This window comes from Geomicrobium sp. JSM 1781026 (genome assembly GCF_041949955.1).
GTDB lineage: Bacteria > Bacillota > Bacilli > Bacillales > Marinococcaceae > Geomicrobium_A.
In genome coordinates this window covers 72,631-98,356 of record NZ_JBHFQF010000001.1, presented here as the reverse complement: position 1 = coordinate 98,356, position 25,726 = coordinate 72,631, and the positions used below count along the sequence as shown (strand labels likewise).

22 protein-coding genes are annotated in these 25,726 nt (G+C 44.0%); 1 reads left to right on the top strand and 21 read right to left on the bottom strand.

Annotation, left to right across the window (positions count from 1 at the left end; all coding sequences use genetic code 11):
• Positions 1–467 precede the first annotated feature (467 nt).
• The 14 genes from ACE1TF_RS00460 to ACE1TF_RS00395 form a co-directional block, all read right to left on the bottom strand.
• Positions 468–1,748, bottom strand: a complete 1,281-nt coding sequence (locus tag ACE1TF_RS00460; protein WP_375013410.1) for an aspartate aminotransferase type Ic — start codon at positions 1,746–1,748, stop codon at positions 468–470.
• A gap of 60 nt (positions 1,749–1,808) precedes the next feature.
• Positions 1,809–2,462: an HD domain-containing protein gene (locus ACE1TF_RS00455; RefSeq protein ID WP_375013407.1), complete on the bottom strand. Its 654-nt coding sequence runs from the start codon at positions 2,460–2,462 to the stop codon at positions 1,809–1,811.
• 54 nt (positions 2,463–2,516) lie between these two features.
• Positions 2,517–4,808, bottom strand: a complete 2,292-nt coding sequence (locus tag ACE1TF_RS00450; protein WP_375013405.1) for a beta strand repeat-containing protein — start codon at positions 4,806–4,808, stop codon at positions 2,517–2,519.
• Positions 4,809–4,925: 117 nt separating this feature from the next.
• Positions 4,926–5,645: a cytochrome c biogenesis CcdA family protein gene (locus tag ACE1TF_RS00445; RefSeq protein WP_042430747.1), complete on the bottom strand. Its 720-nt coding sequence runs from the start codon at positions 5,643–5,645 to the stop codon at positions 4,926–4,928.
• Between the two features lie 152 nt (positions 5,646–5,797).
• Positions 5,798–5,941, bottom strand: coding sequence for a hypothetical protein (locus ACE1TF_RS00440; protein WP_193744316.1), 144 nt, complete (start codon positions 5,939–5,941; stop codon positions 5,798–5,800).
• A gap of 38 nt (positions 5,942–5,979) precedes the next feature.
• Entirely contained in the window at positions 5,980–7,644 is a 1,665-nt protein-coding gene (locus ACE1TF_RS00435) for a gamma-glutamyltransferase family protein (protein ID WP_052363624.1), read from the bottom strand.
• A 54-nt stretch (positions 7,645–7,698) separates the two neighbouring features.
• Positions 7,699–8,835 carry a CapA family protein gene (locus ACE1TF_RS00430; RefSeq protein WP_052363623.1) on the bottom strand — a complete coding sequence of 379 codons (1,137 nt, stop codon included), beginning with the start codon at positions 8,833–8,835 and terminating at the stop codon, positions 7,699–7,701.
• A gap of 37 nt (positions 8,836–8,872) precedes the next feature.
• On the bottom strand, positions 8,873–9,322 hold the full coding sequence (gene pgsC, locus ACE1TF_RS00425) for a poly-gamma-glutamate biosynthesis protein PgsC (RefSeq protein ID WP_375013402.1): 450 nt from the start codon (positions 9,320–9,322) through the stop codon (positions 8,873–8,875).
• Between the two features lie 14 nt (positions 9,323–9,336).
• The gene (pgsB, locus tag ACE1TF_RS00420) at positions 9,337–10,518 is read right to left on the bottom strand and encodes a poly-gamma-glutamate synthase PgsB (protein WP_375014080.1); all 1,182 of its coding nucleotides are present in this window, start codon (positions 10,516–10,518) and stop codon (positions 9,337–9,339) included.
• A 276-nt stretch (positions 10,519–10,794) separates the two neighbouring features.
• Positions 10,795–11,466: a phosphatase PAP2 family protein gene (locus ACE1TF_RS00415; RefSeq protein WP_375013400.1), complete on the bottom strand. Its 672-nt coding sequence runs from the start codon at positions 11,464–11,466 to the stop codon at positions 10,795–10,797.
• A gap of 16 nt (positions 11,467–11,482) precedes the next feature.
• Positions 11,483–12,718 (bottom strand): M20/M25/M40 family metallo-hydrolase, encoded by a 1,236-nt coding sequence (locus ACE1TF_RS00410; protein ID WP_375013398.1) that lies wholly within the window; start codon positions 12,716–12,718, stop codon positions 11,483–11,485.
• Positions 12,719–12,831: 113 nt separating this feature from the next.
• The gene (locus ACE1TF_RS00405) at positions 12,832–13,368 is read right to left on the bottom strand and encodes an HD domain-containing protein (protein WP_375013396.1); all 537 of its coding nucleotides are present in this window, start codon (positions 13,366–13,368) and stop codon (positions 12,832–12,834) included.
• Between the two features lie 122 nt (positions 13,369–13,490).
• Entirely contained in the window at positions 13,491–13,931 is a 441-nt protein-coding gene (locus tag ACE1TF_RS00400; protein ID WP_042399152.1) for a peptidylprolyl isomerase, read from the bottom strand.
• A 22-nt stretch (positions 13,932–13,953) separates the two neighbouring features.
• On the bottom strand, positions 13,954–15,837 hold the full coding sequence (locus ACE1TF_RS00395; RefSeq protein ID WP_375013392.1) for an ABC-F family ATP-binding cassette domain-containing protein: 1,884 nt from the start codon (positions 15,835–15,837) through the stop codon (positions 13,954–13,956).
• A gap of 108 nt (positions 15,838–15,945) precedes the next feature.
• On the opposite strand from ACE1TF_RS00395, the gene ACE1TF_RS00390 reads away from it, so the two are divergent.
• Positions 15,946–16,815, top strand: a complete 870-nt coding sequence (locus ACE1TF_RS00390; protein ID WP_375013390.1) for an SDR family oxidoreductase — start codon at positions 15,946–15,948, stop codon at positions 16,813–16,815.
• Between the two features lie 42 nt (positions 16,816–16,857).
• Here ACE1TF_RS00390 and ACE1TF_RS00385 read toward each other — a convergent pair whose 3' ends face one another.
• The 7 genes from ACE1TF_RS00385 to ACE1TF_RS00355 all read right to left on the bottom strand — a co-directional run bounded on the left by ACE1TF_RS00385 (position 16,858) and on the right by ACE1TF_RS00355 (position 25,504).
• Positions 16,858–17,874, bottom strand: coding sequence for a siderophore ABC transporter substrate-binding protein (locus tag ACE1TF_RS00385; RefSeq protein WP_375013388.1), 1,017 nt, complete (start codon positions 17,872–17,874; stop codon positions 16,858–16,860).
• Positions 17,875–18,028: 154 nt separating this feature from the next.
• On the bottom strand, positions 18,029–18,835 hold the full coding sequence (locus ACE1TF_RS00380; RefSeq protein ID WP_375014078.1) for an iron ABC transporter ATP-binding protein: 807 nt from the start codon (positions 18,833–18,835) through the stop codon (positions 18,029–18,031).
• A 5-nt stretch (positions 18,836–18,840) separates the two neighbouring features.
• Positions 18,841–19,797 (bottom strand): iron chelate uptake ABC transporter family permease subunit, encoded by a 957-nt coding sequence (locus ACE1TF_RS00375; protein ID WP_042399143.1) that lies wholly within the window; start codon positions 19,795–19,797, stop codon positions 18,841–18,843.
• Positions 19,787–20,740 carry an ABC transporter permease gene (locus ACE1TF_RS00370; RefSeq protein ID WP_375014076.1) on the bottom strand — a complete coding sequence of 318 codons (954 nt, stop codon included), beginning with the start codon at positions 20,738–20,740 and terminating at the stop codon, positions 19,787–19,789. The genes ACE1TF_RS00375 and ACE1TF_RS00370 overlap by 11 nt, the downstream gene beginning before the upstream one ends.
• Before the next feature lie 195 nt (positions 20,741–20,935).
• Positions 20,936–21,868, bottom strand: coding sequence for a hypothetical protein (locus tag ACE1TF_RS00365; protein ID WP_375013386.1), 933 nt, complete (start codon positions 21,866–21,868; stop codon positions 20,936–20,938).
• A gap of 25 nt (positions 21,869–21,893) precedes the next feature.
• Entirely contained in the window at positions 21,894–25,082 is a 3,189-nt protein-coding gene (locus ACE1TF_RS00360) for an SNF2 helicase associated domain-containing protein (RefSeq protein WP_375013384.1), read from the bottom strand.
• An 83-nt stretch (positions 25,083–25,165) separates the two neighbouring features.
• Positions 25,166–25,504, bottom strand: a complete 339-nt coding sequence (locus ACE1TF_RS00355; RefSeq protein WP_152548974.1) for a hypothetical protein — start codon at positions 25,502–25,504, stop codon at positions 25,166–25,168.
• Positions 25,505–25,726 lie beyond the last annotated feature (222 nt).

Genomic DNA, 25,726 nt, shown 5'->3' with positions numbered 1-25,726 from the left:
CTTCTTTCCGCAGCCTTGCAGCGGGCAAACCTACAGTTATATACTGCTAAACACATAAAATATCCTGTCCGAGCTCTTCTTGTTTCACTTTTACACCTTTGGTGCCGATGGTTGTGGGCAGTTGTAACACTTTTGATCATGTGTAGAAAGACGGGAACTGTGGTTATCAAATAGGCCAAGGATCGTCACTCTCTCTGACTGTTCTTAGTTACCATTCGCCATTCAATAGGTTTTCTTTCAAATACTCACTGCATCATATATTTCATATTGTGACAGTTGGTGGCGTTTATGTGATCATTTAGGTGAAGTGTGATGCCTTTTCCTTAACTGATCGTCACTAAAAAGGGTTTTTGTTACGATTGGAGCCTATCTTTAAACCCCGAGTGAACTGGGATCGATGGCACTACACAGACCTATATAAAAAGCCGGTTGTTCCATAAGAACAACCGGCTTTTTATATAACTTGATTAGAGCATTTTCTTTTCAATTGTCACCAACTCTATACAAATACATAGCACTTGCAACGCCGTCGCAAGCTCTTCCATGCTGGGATACGTTGGTGCGATACGGATGTTTTGATCATTCGGGTCCTTTCCATATGGGAAAGTTGCTCCTGCACCTGTGAGTGTAACACCGGCATCTTTCGCCATTTGCACAATCTTCTTTGCTGTGCCTTTAGCTGTATCGAGACTAATGAAATAGCCCCCTTCTGGTTCAGACCATGTCGCAATCTCTTTATCACCAAGTTGCTCACGGAACGTTTCATACACGAGGTCAAACTTCGGCTTAATGATACGCGCATGCTTTTTCATATGTTCTTCAAGTGATGTCACTTCAGTGAAAAAGCGAACATGACGCATTTGATTAATCTTATCATAACCGATTGTTTGTGCTGCCATTTTACTTCGAACATCATCTACATTTCCTTCACTTGCAGCAAGTGTTGCGATCCCAGCTCCAGGGAAAGTGACTTTGGATGTTGAAGCAAAGATATAGGGCCGGTCTTCATTGCCCGCAGCTTTCGCGGATTTGAGTATGTTCTTCAGCGAGACTGGCTCTGTGCCTAAATGATGGATCGTATATGCATCATCCCAAAAGATTCGAAAGTCTGTAGCTTTTGTTTCCATTGAAGCCAATCGGTCTACAACTTCATCCGAGTATGTTGTCCCATTTGGGTTGCTATATTTAGGTACACACCAAATGCCTTTGATCGTTTCATCTTGCTTTACAAGCTCTTCGACCTGGTCCATATCCGGACCGTCTTCTTTCATATCAATGATAATCATCTCAATGTTATAACGTTCACATATTGCAAAATGGCGGTCATACCCCGGGCTTGGCGCAAGAAATTTAATTTTATCATAATCTGCCCAAGGTTTTTCACTTCCTTTAACACCGTCAAACAGCGCACGTGTTACAGCATCATGCATGAGCGTAAGACTAGAATTACCACCAACAATGACTTCTTCTTCGCCTACATCAAGAAGGTTAGCAAAAAAGCGTTTCGCCTCTGGAATTCCATCCAATTGACCATAATTTCGAAGGTCTACGCCATTTTCAGAAACCATGGACGAGCTTGAATCCAACACATCCAACATGCCCATAGACAGTTCAACTTGCTCCGGACAAGGTTTTCCCCTAGCCATATTGAGGTTCAAGTTTTGCTGAACGGCATTTTTGTACTGTTCTTTTAACTCATCCAATCTTTCGGTTAGTTGATCTTTAGACCATTCACTTAACTGTGTCACAAGTTTTAGCTCCTTTGTTTTTGACTCACTTACTATTGTAAAACAACCAACAAACAAATGTCAGCTATCGCCCCGTTGTGGACTTCCCCATTCGAGTAAAAATTGTTCTAAAAACACTTCTATGAATTGATGCCGTTGTTCAGCGATCTTTTTACCTGTTTTTGTATTCATCAAGTCCTTTAACTTAAGAAGTTTCTCATAGAAGTGATGAATAGCCGAACTTTGTCCATGTCGATACTCCTCTAAGGTCATCTTAGAACGGACTTCCCGCTGTGGCTCATAGATTGGCTGACCTTTTGCACCGGAATATTGAAAAGTTCGTGCCACACCAATTGCACCAAGTGCATCGAGTCGGTCGGCATCTTGTACAACTTTTGCCTCTATTGTTTTCAAATCCTCTCCATTTCCACCTTTATAAGAAATTGAAGTAATGATTGTTAGAATATGTAGCCTGTCGGACTGTCTCACATGAAAGCGATCAAGCCACGCTTCAATTCTTTCCAGCCCTGCCTGTTCGTCTTTTACTACTTTGTCGTCTGCTAAATCATGCAAAAGCGCTGCCATCGCAACAATGAATGGGTCTGCCCCTTCTTCCTTAGCTAGACGAATGGCCATTTTATAAACTCTATCAATATGATACCAATCATGACCTGTCTTTTCAGCGGTTAACTGTTGTTCAACCCATCGTTTCGTTTCGCTGATCACTTTGTCCATCTAATCCCTCCAAAAAAGTCACAGCTCATTATACCATTGAGCTGTGACGATCTACTATCCGACTGTACCTGTCGCTGTACTTATCGTTCCCGTAGCATTTGCTGCATAGCGAAGAATTGACACATGGCCTGCAGTATTGGCAACCCCTGTACCGTTGACTAAACTTACTGCAGCTGGTGAAGAATTGACAATTTGAATGGTCGTGCCCGCAGCATAGAAATTCGAACGGTGCACATCTATGATCCCACCACTGTCAGCATTGCCAATGGCTGCGGCAAGCGTTCCGTTGACTAACAATCCAAAAGATGCTCCCGCAGCAGTAGCCACTGCCGTGTTTAACGTAACGTTAAAGAAATACAAACCTGGGACCTGAATTGTAAACAAGCCTGTGGCAGGTGTATACGTAATCCCTGCAAACTGCCGCGGGATTAAGTTGATTACTGGCGATCCAACGGCTACCGTTTGAGGTTGAACGTTACTATTAAAGAACGGTGATGAATTATCGGCTGTAGGTCCAGTTGGGCCAGTGACACCTGTTGCTCCTGTTGCTCCGATCAAGCCTGTCGCTCCGGTCGGCCCAATGATGCCAGTTACTCCAGTAACGCCTGTAGGTCCTGTAGGTCCTGTAATTCCAGTGACGCCCGTTGCTCCGGTAACGCCTGTTGCCCCAGTTAGACCCGTTGCTCCGGTAACGCCCGTTGCTCCAGTTAGGCCCGTTGCTCCGGTGACACCTGTTGCCCCAGTTAGGCCCGTTGCTCCGGTAACGCCCGTTGCTCCGGTAACGCCTGTTGCCCCAGTTAGGCCCGTTGCTCCGGTGACACCTGTTGCCCCAGTTAGGCCTGTCGCCCCGGTAACGCCCGTTGCTCCGGTTAGACCTGTCGCTCCGGTAACGCCTGTTGCTCCAGTTAGACCCGTTGCTCCGGTAACGCCTGTTGCCCCAGTTAGACCCGTTGCTCCGGTAACGCCCGTTGCTCCAGTTAGGCCCGTTGCTCCGGTGACACCTGTTGCTCCAGTTAGGCCTGTCGCTCCGGTTAGACCTGTTGCTCCGGTAACGCCTGTTGCTCCAGTTAGGCCCGTTGCTCCGGTGACACCTGTTGCCCCAGTTAGGCCTGTCGCTCCGGTTAGACCTGTCGCTCCGGTTAGACCTGTTGCTCCGGTAACGCCCGTTGCTCCAGTTAGGCCCGTTGCTCCGGTGACACCTGTTGCCCCAGTTAGGCCTGTCGCTCCGGTTAGACCTGTTGCTCCGGTAACGCCTGTTGCTCCAGTTAGGCCCGTTGCTCCGGTGACACCTGTTGCCCCAGTTAGGCCTGTCGCTCCGGTTAGACCTGTTGCTCCGGTAACGCCCGTTGCTCCAGTTAGGCCCGTTGCTCCGGTGACACCTGTTGCCCCAGTTAGGCCTGTCGCTCCGGTTAGACCTGTTGCTCCGGTAACGCCTGTTGCTCCAGTTAGGCCCGTTGCTCCGGTGACACCTGTTGCCCCAGTTAGGCCTGTCGCTCCGGTTAAACCCGTTACTCCAGTGACACCTGTTGCTCCGGTAACGCCTGTTGCCCCAGTTAGGCCCGTCGCTCCGGTAACGCCTGTTGCTCCGGTCACTCCCGTCGCTCCAGTTGATCCTGTTCCCGTTATTCCTGTGGCCCCAGTAAGTCCCGTCGCTCCAGTAACGCCTGTTGCTCCGGTCACTCCCGTCGCCCCGGTAACGCCTGTTGCTCCGGTCACTCCCGTCGCTCCAGTTGATCCTGTTCCCGTTATTCCCGTGGCTCCAGTCACTCCCGTCGCCCCGGTAACGCCTGTTGCTCCGGTCACTCCCGTCGCTCCAGTTGATCCTGTTCCCGTTATTCCTGTGGCCCCGGTTGCTCCCGTCGCTCCGGTCACTCCTGTTGCTCCAGTCACTCCCGTTACCCCGGTCGAACCTGTTCCGGTAACGCCTGTTGCTCCAGTCGCCCCGGTCACACCTGATAATAGTAATTGATATTCAGGAGATGTGCCTGGAGTCCCTGTTGGACTTGCCACCACAACGCGGTAAATGCTTCCATTGAAAGAAATTAACTCACCGACGACATATGTTGGGCGTGCAGTTGGGTTATAAACGACGACTCCTTCTAATCCGACACCAGTAACTCCTGTTGGACCCGTTGGGCCTGCTGGTCCTGTAGGACCGACTGAGCCTGTTGGGCCCGTTGGTCCTGTGGCGCCATTACCGCCTCCACCATTTGTTATGCCTGTTGGGAATGACGAGGTCGCTCCAACAACTCCCGGACCATTAATTAATTGATTGTTCACCTCAATGTCATATTGATTCCTTCTGTCATTTCGTCTGTTATTCCATAAGTGCCATGGAAAATGCATTCATGTACCACCTCAACAATTGAAATATAGTATCCTATGTTGATAAAAGTACGTTTGCTACACAATTGTTTTGGTAAAAAAAGAGTACTCAATTTGAGTACCCTTTTTCAAATCCCATTATAGCCAATCAGGGACAAAAGATCCGAAGTATGCAGACACTGTCGAAAATAGACCTGTAAATAATGCAAGTCCGAGTAAGATCATAATAACTCCACTCGTTTTTTGGATCATCGGTAAGTATCGATTCAAGCCGCTAAGTTTATTCAACGATTGAGAGAATATCAATGAAACGAGTAAAAATGGGACGCCTAAACCGATGGAATAGACGAGTAGTAAACCAACTCCGCTAAACATCGTTTCTTCTTGGCTTGCCATATACAATATCGAACCTAGAATTAATCCTATACAAGGCGTCCAACCTGCTGCGAATACGAGCCCAAAGCCGACTGAACCAGAAAAACTCGAGACTTTTTTCGGACCTCTTTTAAAGATGCGGCGTTCTGTAATCAAGGATTGCAAGGAAATGAGTCCCGACATTTGTAGACCAAATAAAATAATGATAATCCCGCCAATTCTTTCAATCAATGTCCCGTATAAAGCAAACCATGTACCAATGGCACTCGCTGATAATCCCAGAAGCAAAAAGATAATCGTAAAACCCGTAATAAATCCAACACTTCTAGATATAATGAGTCCTCGGTTGGCATTTACTGCTCCACCCTTCACATCTGTCCCTGTCAATTGGGCAAGATATGCAGGTACCAACGGGAAGACACATGGAGAAAAAAACGTGACCATACCAGCCAAAAAGGCTGCACCTAAAGTTACTTCATCCATTATCTAACCTCCAGTCCAAGCTGTTAGTATTATTGTATATCACGACTTGGACTTTTAACCTTGTAAATCTAAGATTGTAACAAATTTATCACTCGTTGCATAAAGAAACCCGCACTAGCTGGTGAGATGTTGGCTAGTACGGGCCGGATCATTTATTCATGAGAATCTTGGTTTGTATGAAACTCGATCGCTTCCCTTTCCTGTCCAGAAAGCGTATCTTCATACTGCATACCGTAAAGGCCGAACACTAGAATTGCGACAATTCCTACCGGTAAAAGAGCTTTAATAAATTTCATTGCTTGTTATTCCTTTCTCCCATTGCTGTATTAAACATCTAACGCCGTGGATCAGTAATTCGTTGCACTTGACCCTCATCAAAATCCGCAACGAGCACTTGCAAACCACCGAAGTAAACGGCCGAATAAAAGGCATCCACATCATGGCCCATGGCTGCTAACTCTTCCATGCTCTCCTCTGGCCAACTTGATTCAACGACAACCTGACGTTCCCCAGTCTCAGGATGTGTCCCATGTGTGATTCTAGGCATGTTCATCGCTTCTTCTAAACTGTCTAGGTGTGCCGAGTAAATAAGCACCTGACTCATGATTTGCGGAATTCGATTTCCCCCAGGGCTACCCATCCCAATGACTTGTTGGTTTGCAGGGTCCACTAGCAGCGTAGGTGTAATGAAACTTCGTGAACGTTTGTGACCGGCATACACATTCGGTGATGTTTCTGTTTGTGCGAAGTTGTTCATATGGTTATTTAGAAAATACCCTTGTTCAACCATCACACCTTCACCGAAAAAGTTGCTTAGCGTATTTGTTGCAGAGACGACCATACCATCAGAATCGGCAATTGAAAAATGTGTCGTGTTGCCTTGGTCATCCGTTGATGCTTCAATGCCTTCTGAATCCCCATTAATCTCATCCAGATCAACTTCCTCAAGTAACCCAGCGCTATAGGCTTGACTTGTTAATTGATCGGTATTGATGTCAGGATTTGTCGTTGGGTCTCCGATATTACGCGATCGATCTCGATACGTTTCACGAACACTTTCAATAAATGTGTGGCCAAACAATGCAGATCCAGGTTCCATCTCCGTTAGCCCAGCTGTTTCTGCCATTTGTAATTGCTGAATTAACGTGACACCAGACATCGGTGGCGGTGATGAATAGACGGTATATCCATTAAATTCTCCTGAAACTGCTTGACTTTCTAGAACCTCATAAGCTTGAAGATCCTCTACGGTTATGCTGTTTTGATCTCCAGCAAGTTCATTAGCTAATTCCCCGGTATAAAAATCATCAAACCCATTTTCCAAAAGCCGCCTCATCGTTTGTGCGAGGTCCTCTTGAACGAGCTCCATGCCTTCTTTTATACGAATGCCTCCAGGATAAAACGGATCTGCAGATTCTTGGTCAATCCTGGCGCTTGCCTGGTACAGACGATCTTCGAGCATATCATCAACGATAAACCCACCTTCTGCATAATTTATTGCCGGCTGAAGGAGCTCGTCTAGAGACATCGTTGCGTAGTTTTCGTGAACGGTCTGCATTCCTTTAACAAACCCAGGAACACCAGCTAAATTTTCTTGACCTTGTGCTGGTGACATCTCACGGTAATCATAGACCATTGGCGATTCGTTCAAATCATCGAGAACGAGCATCGCGCCACCACCACCAATGCCTGAACCGTAAGGTTCAACGACACCGAGCGTGAATGCGACCGCAATCGCGGCATCGACTGCATTTCCTCCATCCGCTAGAATTGCTTCCCCAACTTCTTCTGCGTATGGGTGTGAGGCACTCACTCCGGAGTCTCCAAGATCAACTTGTACGTCTTCTTCATCTTGTGGCCCATTTGAACTCCCTGATGGTTCATCCACATTTTCTGATGAATTTTCAGGGCCTGTATCGTCATTTCCTGAGAACATTACAGCCACAGCTAACAACACAACGGCAGCAATTGACATAAGAACCGTCATTCTTTTCGACAAATCTAACCCTCCCTGACATCTGAATACGATTTTTTGACAGTTTTTTCACTTCCGCTAGTCTACCACATGGCTATGGTCGACTTCGAATATTAAGCGCCCATCTTTGATCTCATACACACTGTCATCGGTCGTATCTTTTGTCAGTTGCTGGAAGATTCTTTGCCTGAAGTACGACTCTCCCGCTCCATTAAGCGGTCTAGGTTGTGATTCATGAATTCGAAATGGCACCAACTCAATTTCTGCGCGGCCATCCTCATATAAATGATATTGAGCAAGGGCAGTGTCCCTCGTTCGGGTCCACCCTTGATCAAATATAAAGTTCCCTAATGAATAAAAAATAATGCCATCGTTATAGTGCTCAACAGACTGCAAGACGTGAGGATGATGGCCAATGACAATATCAGCTCCAGCATCAACATACGCTTTCATCAAGTCTTCTTGCCTCTGTGTTGGCGTACTCGTGTACTCAACGCCTATATGAACATGAACAATGACAAGGTCGGCTTCTCCATCAGCCGCCTTAATGTATTCAAGTGACTCCGATGGATCTGACTCTAAAACACCCGAGCGATCAGCACTTGCCCACACATCATTAAAGCCGACTGTAGCAATGGTTAATTGCTCGTCAATTTGATTGTAGTCAATAAACGGCTGTTGCACGTGACCAACCGTATCCACATTCGATTGTGCAAATTGATCAATGGTATCTTGTAAACCTTTTTGACCATAATCTAGAATATGGTTATTGGCCAAATTTACGACGGAAAACCCAGCGTTCTCCATAATATTGATTGACGATTCCGGTGCATGTAAAGGAATTTCCTTATCTGCTTGCTCGTATTCTTCCCCGTCGATAAGTACCGGGTGTTCAAAATTCCCTGTCACATAATCCGCCTCGTCAAAATACGGCATTGCATAATGAAACAAAAAGTCTGAGCCTCGGTAATCAATGACATCTTCCACGTAACGACCCATCATAATATCGCCAACAAATGAAGCAGTTAAGCGTGGTTCTTCTTCGTTTGTACTTTCTGCAAGAGACTCTTGCTCTGGCAGTGGCCACCAGTTGGCAGCCATCAGAATCACAAACGTTAAAAGAACCCCGATGATGCTATGGGGCAACGCTTTTTTCTTATGTTTTTTTGTGTAGGCTAACATCTTCTCTTTGAAAGTAAACTGTTTATCTTCCATCATATCCCTCGCCTATATGAATTCATCACGTCTCGCTCTATAGGAAATATAAAAACGAAACAATGAGGAATGTAATCCCGCTTATCACAATTGTACTCAGTGTCGTAGGCAAAACGCCTTGTCGCTGAAAAGCATTTGCAATCAGACCAGGAACAATCACCCCGAGACCTCGAAACTCAACGGTTTCAAATGGGAAGATGGGGTAAAAGTAGTCAAAGATCATTTTCACAAGAATTCCTACGGTCATCATCGCTGCAAACTTACGTCTACCATAGAGAATCGTTAGCCTACCTACGACTTGCGTGACGATTAAGTATGTGATGAAACTCAAGAAGAAAATCATAACGAGAAACAACAATTGATCAAATACGAGTGCCAAATAACCGGGAACAATGAGTCCCGCTGGCATAATTCCCGTACGCTCTGTGTAAATCAGACTTAACACGACGCCAATAACTAGCGCAATGTATAATTCAGTACCAAACAAACGACGCCCACTCCTTACGCATATACCGGTTTTTTATTGGACTCTAGTTGTTCAATGAGCGGAACGGCTCCATGGTAGTTTCCGATTCCGAACACCACTTGTCCATGTGCAACTTGTTCGAGATATCTCATTACTTGATCCGCATCTTCACCTTCCAAGTCTTTTAGTTCATTAACTTGAAGAAGTCCTTCATCATACGCTTTTTGAACAGGTGCAACCCCTTCGCCGATGAGCACCAACTTATCGATCTTTATGTTTGGCAACATCTGTTCAGCAAATTGTTCAGTACGCTCAGGTCGATCAGAGCGACAATTCATGATGATGATCGGTTCTTTTGATGGGTAGCCTAGCGTAATGACATTTTCCCAAATCTTCATTGTTGATGCTGGCTCATTTGCTGAGAAACCATTGACGAAAAAGGATTCTTCACCATTCTTCTCAAATAGAGGAAAAACACGCGTGACACCAGGGGCAGCTTTCGCTTTCAACATCCCTCGGCCAGCCGTATTCTCATCAATGTCCAATGCACGGGCAACGGCTAATGCCAGCGCTACGTTCTCATGAAATAGCATATACTCAAACTTTTTAAGGTAGGAGTTCGGTACGGCTTCAGGATCAGCAACGTAAACACGAGTATTTCTCCGTTTGGCTTCTGCTTTTAGCTCCTCAACATAAGGTGAAGGTGAGACGATTAACTTCCCATCGTAAGGGATGGTTTCCTTATAAGCATCCACCATATGATCAAGCGTTGGCCCCATCACTTCCATGTGGTCTTCTACGACATTCACAATGACGGTGATGTTCGCTTGCATCCAACTTTCTTGAAATACTCTTTGGTAATCAGGAGCAACAGCCATACACTCGCTCACGAATACTTCTGCACCTCGGTCAGCCGCTTCTTTCATAGCAATTTTCTGTTCGCGAATGTTCGCACCTTCTGGGCGCCGTTTAATGGGCCGCTCTTCATCGGTGTCCCAATAAAACATTCTTGCTGCTGTACCTGTAATCTTTCCGACGGTTTTCCTACCATCTTCCATTAACACACCAGAAATGAGCCGGGTGACCGTTGACTTCCCTCGACTGCCATTAACATTAATCCGTAGTGGAATTTTGTCGACTTCAACTTGATGTTGTTTTTTTTCGTACATGCCCAGTCCGAGCAATCCCAGTAATACTAATCCTGCAAATAGGGTTATCACACTAAGTCCTACTTTCTTCACGCTGTTCCAAACGATTTCCTTGATGAGTATACGTTAATTATACTGGATAATCTAGTCTGTTCCGTTTCAATGCTGTTACAATTTGCGTTCAAACTACTACATTCCACAACTATTTTTTCATATATTGTAAAATGTTACAGTTACTGCTTGTAGTTTTTACTATATTCGTTGCTTTATGCATGATACATGTATTGTTTTCGTTATCGTGGAACTACGGAGCCTAACTGGTTTGTCGTTATTTGTTATTTTGCGTTACACCCGTTTTTCTCGTTTGTTCCAAACAGAGAGCGCCATGTTCATAATAAGTAATAAGATGACGAACCAGACGATGGAATAGATCGTTGCCATTATGACATCCGTAGGAAAATGAACCCCAAGGATGACGCGGCTTACTACTGTTAAAAGAGCAAGAATAACGAGGACTACCCCTGCGGTAATTTGTGCAGGTTGCCCCCACTTCATTACTTGTTTAATGAGATAGATCATTAAAATGGAGATCATGACCGCTCGGAAGGAGTGACCGCTCGGAAAGCTATATGACAATAAGTTTAACGGCTCCCCAATAAAGTCGATTGTCCTCTCTAAGCCACCTGGCCGTTCCCTTTGAATGATCTGTTTTAGAACGGTGTTTAAGGCAACGCCTCCAAAAAGGTAGACGGTACTAAAAAGCATGAACATCCATTCTCTTTTGCTCATTAAGTAAAGGAAGAGCAAAACGAAAAAGATCATAAAGAATAGTGAATCTCCGTAATGAGTCACCACCTCAAAAAATCGGTATACCCCTTCGCCCTCTTCTCCAGAATGAATTGGCTGGAGGGCACGTAAAATTGTTTCATCTAGCCACTGTCCTACAGGTAACATTAAAAATGTGAAACCAATCGTGCTTAAGGCGAGCAATAGCACGCCAATCATACGTTTTCCCATCGAATCCCTCTTTAATTTATGTTCTTTTTCTAAGTGTTGGGGAGTTTCCCACTGTTCCTACAAGGCCAAGAATCGTTAGAAGTACCCGTTGCGGACCGAGGTAGCCTTTCTCCGGTCGATACCATTCCAAAAGTGTATGTGCACCACCAGCCTGTCCACCCGCTCCAAGTGTTATTGATGGCACCCCGATGCTCATCGGGTAATTGGAATCCGTACTTGCCGGAGGGGCAAGGCTCGGAGCAAGTGCTAGTGCCTCGGTTGCATACCAAGCGGTTTCTACAATTTCAGTTGACGATGACTGACTACCTACCGGTCGATCGCCAATTTGTTCAATCGTATAGCCTACACCTTCTTCAGAAGAAAATGCCCATTTACGATTCTCTTCATCTGCTGCTTCTTGAAGAAAACGAAACATCGTTTGTTCTATTGAATCAAGTTCAGGCTCTCCGTTGGATCTAAGATCAATCGCTAATTTCGCTTCTTCAGCTATAGCTGTCGGGATGGTTCCTCCCTCAAACACCCCTACATTAAATGTCGTTTTAGGGTCGGTGGAGGGTTCAAGATCAGCCAGCTTCACAGTCGCCCGTGCAGCTGCATGAACGGCGCTCGGTGTACCAAATGCCCCAAAGCTATGACCACCTGGGCCTTTATACGTTACGATGTAGCGAAAACTGCCTGTGCCATTATAAATGATTTCAGTTGGAGAAACAGCATCAATTGAAATAAAACCATCAATGTCCCTATTATCTTTGAAAAAAGCTTTCACCCCGCGAAGATCCCCAGGACCTTCTTCCCCAACTGTACCTCCAAATATTATGTCTCCAGTCGTCTCGATGGCGCTTTGTTGGAATGCGCGAACAATCGTAAGTAACGCTGCTAGGCCTCTTGCATCATCGGTAATACCGGGACCATAGTAAATGCCGTCTTTTTCTGACACTGTTGTATCTGTATCTTTTGAAAAGACACTATCAATATGCGCTGAAACGAACAATGTGGGCCCATTGCCGGCCCCTTTTCTTCGCCCATATACGTTACCCTCTTCATCTTTTCTTACATCAAGAAGACCTAACTCTTCTAGACATTTTTTTATGTAGTCTGCTCGCTCGTGTTCAGAAAAAGGGGGCGCAGGAATTTGTGCAATCGTTATTTGTTCGTCCAATGTATTTTTATCATCCGCATTGATGGATGACAGCATCTGTTTCACATCATTGTTATTCATTAGAGCATGGTACACTTGTTCATATTGAGCCATGAAAAGAACCCCTTTGCCGTTTTGTCCTATTATACGTGAGTACACGCTGATTGTTAACGATTTGCCACTGAATAAAAATAGGCCCGAAAAGGATTGAACATTCCTTTTTGGGCCTAACTCGATTGTTTTTCATATGCTCTTGATGTTTGTTGGACAAGTTCGTCCAAACCTCTAATTCTTTGCAAAGCTTCTTTCTCATCGATCATTCGGTAATGGTGCAACCCATCTGGTTCTTCATTCGCTTCATCTGCTTGACTGACGACCATTTGTAACGGGGTTAATTGCAAATCTCCTGAAGGCAAATAAGAATCTGTATGCAGTAGAATGGCTAGTGCAATTTCTTTTGCCGATTTTCGATCTTCTCCGAGACGAATCAATAGTTTGTGCGCACGTTCTGCACCCTTTATTGCGTGAATATCATTTTCTTTGTAAGAATGGAAGTTCCACTCGCCATCTTCACCGTACCATGTGTAATGTCCGATGTCGTGAAGAAAAGCTGCCTTCACCGCTAGTTCTGGGTGAACCTGGCTCTTGCAGGCAAAGTAAAATGCAGATTCAGCCGTTGAAATTGCATGATCTAGCCCTGAGCGTTTAATAAACTTCTTCGCAATTGGGTGGGAATAAAGATCATAAAGTGTGACGTGATTCATGGTGATCCACTCCTATTTTTTCATTTAAACGTATCATAAATGATTAGAGTATTTCAAGGTTTTTTTCATAAAACAAAAAAAGGATGGACGTTGTTTCGCCCATCCCTTTTTTCTATTTCTTATTATGCTTCGTCTGTGACACGTACTTCTTTCATTTTGTCCCCTGGCTTAATTGCAAGCACTTCGTCCATTCCACTCGTTACTTGTCCAAATACGGTATGCACGCCATCTAGATGAGGTTGCGCTTCGTGAACGAGGAAAAATTGAGAAGAACCTGTATCTTTACCAGCATGCGCCATTGATAACGATCCTGGAACATGTTTGTGAGGATTTCCTTCTGTCTCACATTTGATCGTTGTGCCACTGCCGCCAGCTCCAGTGCCTGTTGGGTCTCCGCCTTGAGCAACGAACCCTGGAATAACACGATGGAACGTCACATCATTGTAGAAATCGCTATTCGCTAGCTTTTCAAAGTTTGCAACGGTATTCGGCGCTGCGTCTGGATAAAACTCCATTTCAATTTTGTTGCCATTTTCCATTTGGATGTATCCTTTTTTAGCCATCATATTCCTCCGTTAATTTGGTTTACTGTTCGTCCATGAGTTCAGCGAGTTCAGACCACCGCTCCATCAATGCTTCGATCTGATTGTCCAGCTCGTGAATTTGCTGTTGCAGATCTTGCAACAATAACGCGTCACTACCTGAGCGACTCATGTCCTCTTCTAATTCTGCCTTTTTTTGCTCTAAGCTGTCAATGCGGCTTTCAATCGTGTTCCAATCTTGTTGATCTTTGTATGATAATTTTTTTCGTTGTTTCAGTTGTACAGGTTTTGTTTTCTCCTTATCGGTGTGTTTGGATTCTTTCGCGTGTTCGGCGACCTGTTTCACATAGTCTTCGTAATCCCCCATGAATCGATCAATGTTGCCATCTTCACGAAACACAAGAAGTCGTTCGGTGACCCGGTCCAAAAAGTAGCGGTCGTGGGATACCGTCACGACCGACCCTGGAAAATCTAGCAAATATTCTTCTAGAATACGTAATGTTGGAATATCAAGATTGTTCGTCGGTTCGTCAAAAAACAGTACATTCGGCTCCTCCATTAACACCCTTAACAAATATAACCTACGACGCTCGCCACCAGATAGACGGTAAATCAGTGTGCGATGCATTGAGCGAGGGAACATGAAACGTTCAAGCATTTGTTCTGCAGTGATTTGCACACCTGACTTCGTCGTAATGACCGATGCACCTTCTTGAATGTACTCGAGCATTCGTTGACTATCATCAATTTCCATTTCACCTTGTGTGAAATAGCCGATCTTCACGGTTTCACCTTGGATGACTTCCCCTGCATCTGGTTGAATGCGTTTCGCTAACACATTAAGGAATGTCGTCTTGCCACTTCCATTTGCTCCAACAATACCGATGCGTTCCCCCCGGGTAATGAGCTCATCCACGTCTTTAAACAACCACGTCCCCGTCGGTGTTTGTTTTGAGAGATGAACGGCTTCAATCACCTTCTTGCCTAAACGAGTGCTAGCCGTCGAAAAAGAAAGTTGCTCTTCTTCTTTTGGACCGGTTTGCGATTTCATGTCATGTATTCTGTCTTTTCTCGCCTTTTGCTTTGTCGACCGGGCCTTCGCTCCTCGATGGAGCCAAGCAAGCTCTCGACGCAAAATGTTTTGTCTACGATCTTCTGATTTGATGGCCTGTTGTTCACGATTCGCTTTTTCTTCCAGATACAATTCGTAATTTCCATCATATTGATATAAATTTCCTTGATCTAGTTCAAAAATGGTTTGCGTTACTCGGTTCAAAAAATAGCGATCATGGGTTACAACTACGATTGCGCCTTCGTATTGAAGAAGAAATGATTCCATCCAAGCGATGGCTTCTGCGTCTAGATGGTTCGTCGGCTCGTCCAAGATGAGCAAGTCTGCAGGTTCAATAAGAGCCCGTGCGAGAGCCACCCTCTTTCTCTGTCCACCAGAAAGTGTGCCAACAAGCGCAGATGGTTGTTTAATACCGAGCTTTGATAACACCGTTTTCGCTTTCGTATCTGCAGCCCAGCCATCATGGGCGTCCATATTCGCTTGCGCTTTAAACAACGCTTGTTCTGAAGCGTCAGACCCTTGCTGTAACTCATAGTTTACGAGCGCTTTGTTGTAGTCACGCAGCGTTCGCATCACCGTCGACGGTCCATCAAGCACCGTATCTAAAACCGTTTTACTTTCATCGAGTTCAGGTTCTTGCGTTACATATTGAACCGTGAATTTGTTTGCATGATTCACCTCACCATGCTCAGGAGAATCACTCCCATAAAGAATATTTAAAAGCGACGTCTTCCCTGTACCGTTAGCCCCAATTAATCCGATTCGTTGTTTTGACTCTATACTAAATGATACATCGTTTAATAGTATTTTCTCTCCATACGTCTTTCTTAAGGAATGTGCAATAAGTACACTCATAAACGGCCCCTTTCACTCCCCTATCTTATCATACGTTACACAAAAAATAATTCCATCAGTTTTGCTTATACTATGAGAAACTTTTTATGATGGAGGTACTTACGTAACATGGACGATAATCGATACCCAACTGGCGGATTCCCGCCTCAAACGCAAAGCAGGCAACCAGGTAGTGAAGCCAACATGGACCCGTTGCCAACGCAACCCGACACCTCATCAAAACCAACCCGTAAATTACTAGGCAAGACTGCACTGATTACGGGTGGGGATAGCGGCATTGGCCGCGCCGTTGCGATTGCCTATGCTAATGAAGGTGCGAACGTTGCGATTGTATATTTGGACGAACATGCAGATGCGACAAAGACGAAACAACTCGTTGAAGAAAGTGGGGGATGTTGCCTAACTATAGATGCTGATCTAACAGACTCCACATCCTGTAATCAGGCAATTCAAGACACCATTGCCCATTTTGGTGAGTTGAACATCCTCGTCAACAATTGTGCTGTTCAATATCCAAAAAACAGTCTCTTAGATATTAGCGACGAACAACTAGAGCTCACGTTTCGCACGAATTTCTATTCTCACGTTTTTATGACGCGAGCATCATTGCCACATCTAAAGCCAGGGGACACGATTCTTTTTACATCATCAATTAACGCTCATATCGGCAACGAGACATTAATCGATTATACGAGTACGAAAGGGGCGATTACAGCGTTTGCTCGAAGCATGGCAAAATCTCTTGTTTCCCAAGAGATTCGAGTGAATATCGTTGCTCCTGGACCGATTTGGACACCACTAATTCCTTCTTCATTTGACCAGGATAAAGTCGCACAGTTTGGCGCAAACACACCGATGGGACGAGCTGGACAACCGAGTGAACTATCATCCGCATATGTATTTTTAGCCTCAGACGGTGCCTCCTACATGACCGGCCAAACCATTCATATTAATGGTGGTGATTACATGTCTTCATAAACCAGAAAAAAAGCAGTGCCCGAATGGGACACTGCTTTTTTATTATTGTTCAAAATGCTCATTAATGTTATCAACCATACCTTGAACAGACTCAAGTCCACCACCGCTTAAGTACCAGAAATCTCCGTCTAGTGGCACGATGTTGTCATTTTGGTAAGCTGCAGTACGCGCAACAAGTTCATTATCAATGACCTCCGTTGCACTTGCTTCTGCGTCGCTTCCCACTGTTGCCCCGCGATCAAGAATAAAGATGTAACCTGGGTCTACATCTGCAATATATTCAAAAGAGACATTATCGCCATGCGTTTCAGCGCTAATGTTTGGATCAGCCGCTTCAATGCCTAACACGTCATGGATAAATCCAAAACGAGAACCTTCACCGTACGCACTTGCAGCACCTTCATCAGCAGAAAGAATTAAAGCATCTTCATCGCTTGCTTCTGCACGTTCTTGAATGTCTGCAATGTCGTTATTAATCGCTTCAAGTTGTGATTCTACTTCATCTTCAGCAGCGAAAATTTCACCAAGAACATGCATATTGGACTCAAATGACTCCATGTAGTTCTCGTTGTCTACTGCTAAGAATACCGTCGGGGCAATTTCACTTAGCTCATCATACGCATCTGACGCACGACCTGAAATGAAAATGACGTCTGGTTGCATCTCATTGATCAGTTCGAAGTTAGGCTCAAATAAACTACCTACATCTTCAGCCGTTCCTTCGAGGTCTGATAAGTATCCTGGTACGTTATTTGCTTGTGGAATGCCTGAAATGTTGCCATCAATTGCACGAATTGAGTCTGTAATTCCGTTGTCAAAAGAAACAACTGTTTCTGGTTCAACTGGAACCGTAGCCTCTCCGAGCTCATGGTCAATAACGACTTCACCTGCAGAATCTCCATCTGCTGCGTCGTCATCCTCTGTGTCTTCCACTTCATCTGTGCCTGCTGCATCGTCGCCTGTAGCGTCAGCGCCGTTTTCTTCCTCCTCAGCACCTCCACATGCAGCAAGTGCCATCATCATTGATACAGATAGAAACGGTACATAAAACTTCTTCATTATTCATTCTCCTTCATTCTTTACGATATTTCCCCTTTATCGTAACCCTTGCTATGGATTTCACACTTTCGGTAACGGCTGATTACCTTTGTTTCTCTCTTTTCTATGTGCATAACGTAAGCCCCAAGCCCCACCTCCCTAAGTTTATGAATGCTTACGTGAAGTACACACAAATCTTATTGCAGTTCACTTCTTCAATATTGATGTCCATATCATAAATGTTTTTTAAGGATGTCGGATTAATAATGTCGTGGCAATGGCCTTTTTCAACGACAATCCCGTCCTTCATCGCTACGATATCATCAGAATAGCACGAGGCGAAGTTAATATCGTGAACGACGATAATAATCGTTTTTCCAAGCTCATCACACAGCTGGCGCAGCGTTTTCATAATCTGAACAGAGTGTTTCATGTCTAGGTTATTCAGTGGCTCATCCAAAATAATATAGTCCGTATCTTGAGCGAGGACCATCGCAATATACGCACGCTGGCGTTGTCCACCACTCAGTTGGTCTAAAAATTTATCTTGAATGTCGCGAAGGTTCATATAGTCAAGCGCATTCTCAACAAATGCCCAATCTTCCTTCGTCAGGCGGTTTTTGGAATATGGGAAGCGACCGAAGCTTACCAATTCTCGGATGGTGAGACGAATATTAATGTTGTTGGATTGCTTGAGAATGGAAACCTTTTTCGCTAGTTCATCACTTTTGTATTTGCCAATTTCTTTTCCTTCAACTAGCACTTCACCTGTATCGTGGTCCAGAAGGCGACTCATCATTGAGATGAGCGTACTTTTTCCGGCGCCGTTTGGACCAATAAACGAGGTTAATGTTCCTTTATTCACTGCGACAGAAACGTCTTCAACGACTTTTTTTCCGTCGAAAGCTTTTGAGACATTCTTCACCTCTAGTGCAGCAACTTCAGTATGAACGGCTGGTTTCTCAACTTCTAGCATTTTCATAGCCATTAGTTTTTCGTCCCCCTCAATAAAAGATAAATAAAGTATGCGCCGCCTACGAAATTGATGATTACACTAAGCGGGGCAGAAAAAGCAAACACTCTTTCTACAACTAATGTTCCTCCAACGAGTGCCACAATACTAACAAGAACGGAGGCAATGGCCAGTTGTGAGTGTCGAAATGTTGAAAGCATCTCTCTTGCCACGTTTACAACGAGCAATCCTAGAAACAGAATGGGTCCGACGAGCGCTGTGGACACACTCACCATAATCGCAATAATGATCAAGTATCTTCGTACAACCTTATCATAAGGAATGCCGAGGTTCACAGCGTGATCACGTCCAAGAGACAGTGTATCCAAGTATTTCAAATATGGAAACGCATAGATCATTGTGAGTAAAAGAATGATACAAGCGAGCCATAATAAATCTACGTTAATGTTACTAAAGCTGGCAAACATTCGGTTTTGTATCGACTGGAACTCATTTGGATCAATCAACACTTGCATGAACGTTGACAAGCTTGAAAAGAGCGTTCCAAATATAATGCCGACGAGCAATAGAAAGTATATATTTTGCTGTTCACCTTTAAAGAGCATCGTATAGAGAAGCAACGCAAAACCAACCATCAGAGCAATCGAAATCATGAAGTTGGTCCCTTGAGACATTGATACAAGGCCTAACGTTCCAAAGAAAAATACGAGCGATGTTTGAACGAGCATATATAAAGAATCCAGACCGATAATACTCGGTGTAAGAATTCGATTGTTCGTGATTGTTTGGAAGATGAGTGTAGAGAATGCAATCGCCGCACCTACAATAATAATGGCTGCGACACTTCTACCTCGCCTCGGCAGTGCATAGTCCCACCCTTCCGGAGTGAGTCCAATAAATAAGAATGTAACCGTAAGCACGAGTGACAGGACGCTGAGTATAATAAAGATCCACTTTGTTCTACGTTGCATACGACTTTCTCCTTAGCAGTAAAAATAGGAAGAGTGCGCTTCCAATCACACCTACCATAAGGCCAATAGGAATCTCATATGGATAGATGAGCACACGGCCAAGAATGTCACATACAAGTAAAAAGATCGCCCCGAACAGTGCCGTATGTGGCAAGCTGTTCCGTAAATTATCCCCGCGCATAATGCTTACAATGTTCGGTATGATTAAACCTAAAAACGGTATGGAACCGATCGTGACAACAACAGCAGCTGTAATTATGGCAACGATTAACAAACCGATGTTCATAATTTGTTTGTAATTCAATCCTAAATTCGATGAAAAATCTCTTCCCATACCCGCTACCGTAAATCGATTTGCAAAGATAAATGCAATGATAACGAGCGGAATCCCAATGTACAGAATCTCATAGTTTCCTCTTAATACGAGGGAAAAGCTTCCTTGCATCCACGCATTTAAACTTTGAATGAGGTCATATTGATACGCAAAAAATGTTGTAACTGCACTAACAACACTTCCAAGCATCAAACCAACGAGAGGTACGAAAATGACATTCTTGTAGCGAATTCTCTCCAGGATCTTCATAAACAAGAACGTTCCACCTAGCGCAAACAAAAAGGCGACGAGAAGCCTCTCCATCGTACTTGCACCGGCAAACATGATGATGGCAACAAGAATCCCAAGCCTTGCCCAGTCAAGCGTCCCTGCTGTCGTTGGTGACACAAACTTGTTTTGTGTCAGCTGTTGCATAATGAGTCCACATACACTCAAACTGACACCAACAACAATAATAGCGAGCAGTCGAGGAAAGCGACTAATAAAAAGAGTTTCCCACTGTTCTTCAGTAAAACGGTGGATATTCCAAATTGATAAATCTTGAACCCCAACGAAGAGGGATATAATTGACAGTAATATAAGTGTAGGTATTAAGTATTTAAGTTGCATCATAATATTCTATCCAAATGACTATAGCACTTTGGTCAACCCTCCTCTTTCAAAGTCCAAGTAATAATGCAAATGAGATTCATTATCAACGAGGGCACTTCTGATTATATCATCTCAGCCGAATGTTTCAATGCCTAATTGAGAAAAATATTCATTTACGCACGAAAAAGTGGTTCACCTTGTTGGTAAACCACCTTAATTGATTGATTCAAAAGCATCATATTGATGAAACTCAACAATACGAAAGCGTTCATCCTGTTGGACAAGCAATAGATCTTCAGCGAGAAACCGTTCTTCGCCTTCTAATTTATACTCGGCTCGAACGATATACGAGGTTTCATCTGCTTTCATGGCAGGCAAATCCGGGATCGCTTGTTGGATCTGTTCATGAAAAACGTCCCCCATTAGGACTTGTGCATCCTCTACCCGAGGAACACGCATCGCATATCGTTCTGCTAGCTCTTGGTCGGTCAGCGCTTCTTGTTGCTGCCACTCATCCGCAATATATGAAGGAATCACTTCCCAGTTCTCGTTGGTGACTTCACTATAGTATTCCTGAGCAAATTGTTCAGGAGTGATGAACTTTACCTCATCGTCAGTTGAATGATCTGTCGGTATGGGGGTATGCATAAACAAGTGTGATACTTGCCAGTCATTTTGTTCACGGTACAATTGAAGGTCCAACGTCAATTGCACGTCCTCCCCATACAATTCTTCATATGCAGGGTCGGTGAAGCCAGCTCGAACTACCACTTCATATTCCACTTCGTTATCTTCCAGCTCATCTTGTTGTTCATACACATTTATGCTAGACACATCCGCATTTGCAAATACTGCATATAAACGGTCCATCATCTCTTCGTTCATCTCGATCATCGATGATTGGATGTTCATATTAAGGTAATCCTCATCTGCATCAGCTAACGCTTCCACCACTCGTTGTATGAAACTTTCTTCATCTAACTCATTAAGGTCTGGCTCATTCTCATTTGTTTGCTCGATATCGTCTTCTCCTTCTTCAGGGAAGACGTCGACATCAACTTCTTCAGCGTCAAGACATCCAGAAATAAGTGTTGTACCGAGAATGAGTAGTAATATAAACGTGCCACTTGAACCTTTACTCTGCATCCCACTCCCCCCACAGATACGAATATTAAGCCTTCAGATCATTCGTATCTAACAATTCGTCCAGATCTTTTACGGTCAGTGAATGCAACATCGTCTCACCGGGTTGGATAATGTCATTCACAAGTGTTTTTTTCTGGTCTTGAAGTGCTGCAATTTTCTCCTCGATCGTTCCTGTCGTCACAATACGAACGACATCAACATTCTTTTCTTGTCCGAATCGATGGACTCGGTCTGCTGCCTGTTGTTCAACAGCTGGATTCCACCACAAGTCATACAAAATGACCGTATCCCCGCCAGTCAAGTTTAACCCTGTGCCACCGGCCTTGAGAGAAATGAGAAAGATGGATTTGTCACCTTCATTAAATGCGTCTGCAATCGCAAGTCGATCCTTTACTGGCGTCTTTCCATCTAAATAATGGTATCCCCATTCATTCTGTTGCAATCGAGAAGCAATAATGGCGAGCATTGACGTGAATTGAGAGAAGATCACCATTTTCTTCCCCGACGACAGGCCATTTTCAATGTAAGACATGAGAAATTCCATTTTATTCGATGTATGCCCAGATTCATTCATCACTAAGTCTGGATGACAACAGATTTGTCGTAACCTCGTTAGCCCTGCTAGAATTTCAAACCGCTCTTGAGTAAAGGCGTCACGCTGAACAGCCGATTGAAGCTTTGCACGAATTTGCTCGACTTGAGCAACATAAAGCTGCTTTTGAATATCGTTTAATTCCGTGTACTGAACAGACTCTTGTTTCTCAGGCAGTTCTTTTAACACTTGCGTCTTTAACCTTCGCAAAATAAACGGTCGGATCCGATGAGCAATGCGAGTGTTGGACAATTCCATAAATCCTTTTTTTGAAGGAAAGAGGTCAGGCATCACAATCGAGAAAATCGAAAAGAGCTCTTCTTTACGGTTTTCAATCGGTGTACCACTCAACGCAAATGCATGCTTCTTGCGGAGGGAACGCACGACTTTCGTTGTTTTCGCTTGTTCATTCTTTAGAAACTGCGCTTCATCAAGGATGAGGTTATCGTAAACGGCGTGCTGATAAAGTGACTCATCACGTTGAACGGATGGATAAGATGTTATATACACATCTGCATGTTCTCTGAGGATGTTTTCGCGGTCATCTCTTTTGCCATGAACAATCTCTACATGTAAATTCGGCGCAAACCGTTCAATTTCCTTTTTCCAATTGTAAAGCAATGATGCTGGTGCAATAACTAACGACCGTGCCCCTTCATTCTTTCGAGTGTAATCGGACAAGTAAGCAATCGCTTGAATCGTTTTCCCGAGCCCCATATCGTCCGCAAGTATGCCTCCGAATCCATAGACAGAAAGTGATGACAACCATTGAAAACCTGTACGCTGATAGTCTCTCATCATTTGATTGACAGGCTCAGGCGGTGTTATTTGATGGTGCCCTGGCTCTGATACATCATCAATGAGACGTTTCACTCGCTCATCAAACCGTGTATGTGGTTGATTGTTAAGCTGAAACGCTTTATACAAAGGAACATTCATATTTGTTTGTATTGGACCATTTTCCCCTACGATTCCAATCGCATGGCGAACATCATCCATTTGCTCAGAAGATAAGTCAACATATTTTCCACTAGACAGCTTTGTATACGACCGATTTAACCTCATTGCCTGTAATAATTCTTCTGCTTCTGATGAGGAAACATCGGCGAATTGGAAATCAATATCTAGCCATTTCATGCGACTATTGAATTCAATTGAGATGGTCGGATCATCATTTGGATCATACACAAGATCTTTGACACTTTCGGTAAATTGCATCTCTGTATCTTTTTGAAGCTGCTGGACATCATTTAATAAGAAATGGGCGATGGACTCTTCTCCTGATAGCGTGAGTCCGTTTTCATTATATGTGAATGGGATGTTCTCAATGACGCTCATAATTTCTTGTTCTTTCTGGATATCTCTTAGAACAATGTCTCCTTCTTTCGTATCTTCTTCACGCTGATACGGATCGATCTCACGATCTCCATACCGGAACTGTAAACGAGCTTGCAATTGTTCACCGTCCCCTTCGACAAACAATGTCGGCGTAAGCGCCACTTGAACCAAACGATCAGCGATGTTCGTTACGTCAACATTGGCGATCTTTTCTAGCTGTGGAAGAATATATGATAGGAAACGTTCAAGCATCGCTATAGGCACGACCAATCTGCCTTGTTCGCGTTTCATCCGTTTATACATTCTCTCGAAGATGTGTCGCTCAGTTTCGTCTAAGAAATAAACGACCCCTTCTTCCATAAATGCCTCATATTCAGATCCTAAATAGTGAATGTTCTCGAGATTTTTCCACTCTAACTCAAACTCCGCCCCGTCCTCGGAGGCGTCCAAATGAAACTGTAACGGCAGTGATGCACGTTCGTTTTCTATTCCCTGAAATGGAACAAGTTTTTCATCGATGTATATAAAAATGTCGTTCTGGTCGAGCTCTTCCAATAGCTTAATCAGAACAGATCCAGGTAGATGGATCCTCCTAACCGCCTTTTGAGCGTAGATGAATGACTCTTCTTTGTACTGCATTAACTGGATTAACTGCTCCATGATCCACTTATCAGTTTCCGTAAATGTGTGCTCCATCGGTCGGTAAGTGAATGACTTTGTAAAAGGATAACTGTCTCGACGGTGAACCGCTTGCAACCAGCTGAAAATGTGTTTGACGACGTACGCACGATCTATCCCTGCTTTAAGCTCTAGCTCAGCATACCCACCACTCGTAAATAAATTTACTGGGTGAAAGTGGATGTGGTATTCGACGCGCAACGGTTCCCGCTCTGAATGAATGTCACGCTGCATATCGTACAAATCAGCAAAGCTATCAATGAAACGCTCAACTTTCAAAGGATCTGCATTTGTCTTTTTTCTTGCAGCAGGTGTAGAACTGGTCTGATTCCCCCATTGATAAAGCACAGCTACAATATGTTTACAGACGCCCCCGTAACTATTAAATGCTGGACATGTACAGTCGTAGTCCGCTAATATACTCTCGTCTCCAACAGTAAATGACACGTCATAAATATCTTGACCTAGAACGACCGCTGTATAGCGCTCGTCTTTTCCTTCTTGAATCTTTCTTACTCTGCCTTCTGCCACATACTTCTTCCCTCGTTTAATCGTCGCAGGCAATGCATGCGTACGAATAAACTCTTCAATTGCTGAGTGAGCCATGAGTTACCTCGCTTCCTATCCAAAAACACGAAGAAAAAACACACGCTTAGGTAAGAAACCCAAGCCTGTGTACTCAACGATGTTTACTCTGATTTAAATGATTCGACAATTTCATATAAATCATCGTCATTTTCTTTATTTCTTTCGTCTCTAACAAGCCCTGCAATCGATCGTTTTTGGATAATGAAGCGCAAGTCTGCCATGAGCTGCACAGTATCCACTCCAGGGTCTGCAGGCTTGTTTACAACACGCAAGCGGTAATTATCAAACTTCGTGTGGTTCAAAAACTTTAATAGGCAATAATAACAGCCTCTTCTCGTCCCTAACTTAAGATAACGATGCTTTATATTCTTCCCACAAATGTTGCATTCGATATTTGGCTTTCGAACTGTGTTTAGTCGTAACGATTCTAATAACCACACCGACTCTTTTGCTATTTTAGCAGTTCTAATCGAAAACCCCTCCTCACAGAGCCTCATGAACACTCAAGTGTTGAACACTTATTCACTACGCTTTGGGATTTTTACTTCTTCAGTATGTGACGAATTGTTTACTTCTAAACTTATAATAACCGAAAGAGAATATCAAGTCATCTGCACTAAAGTAGGATTGCACGAGTAAATGTTGCCAATGCGTATCTGACA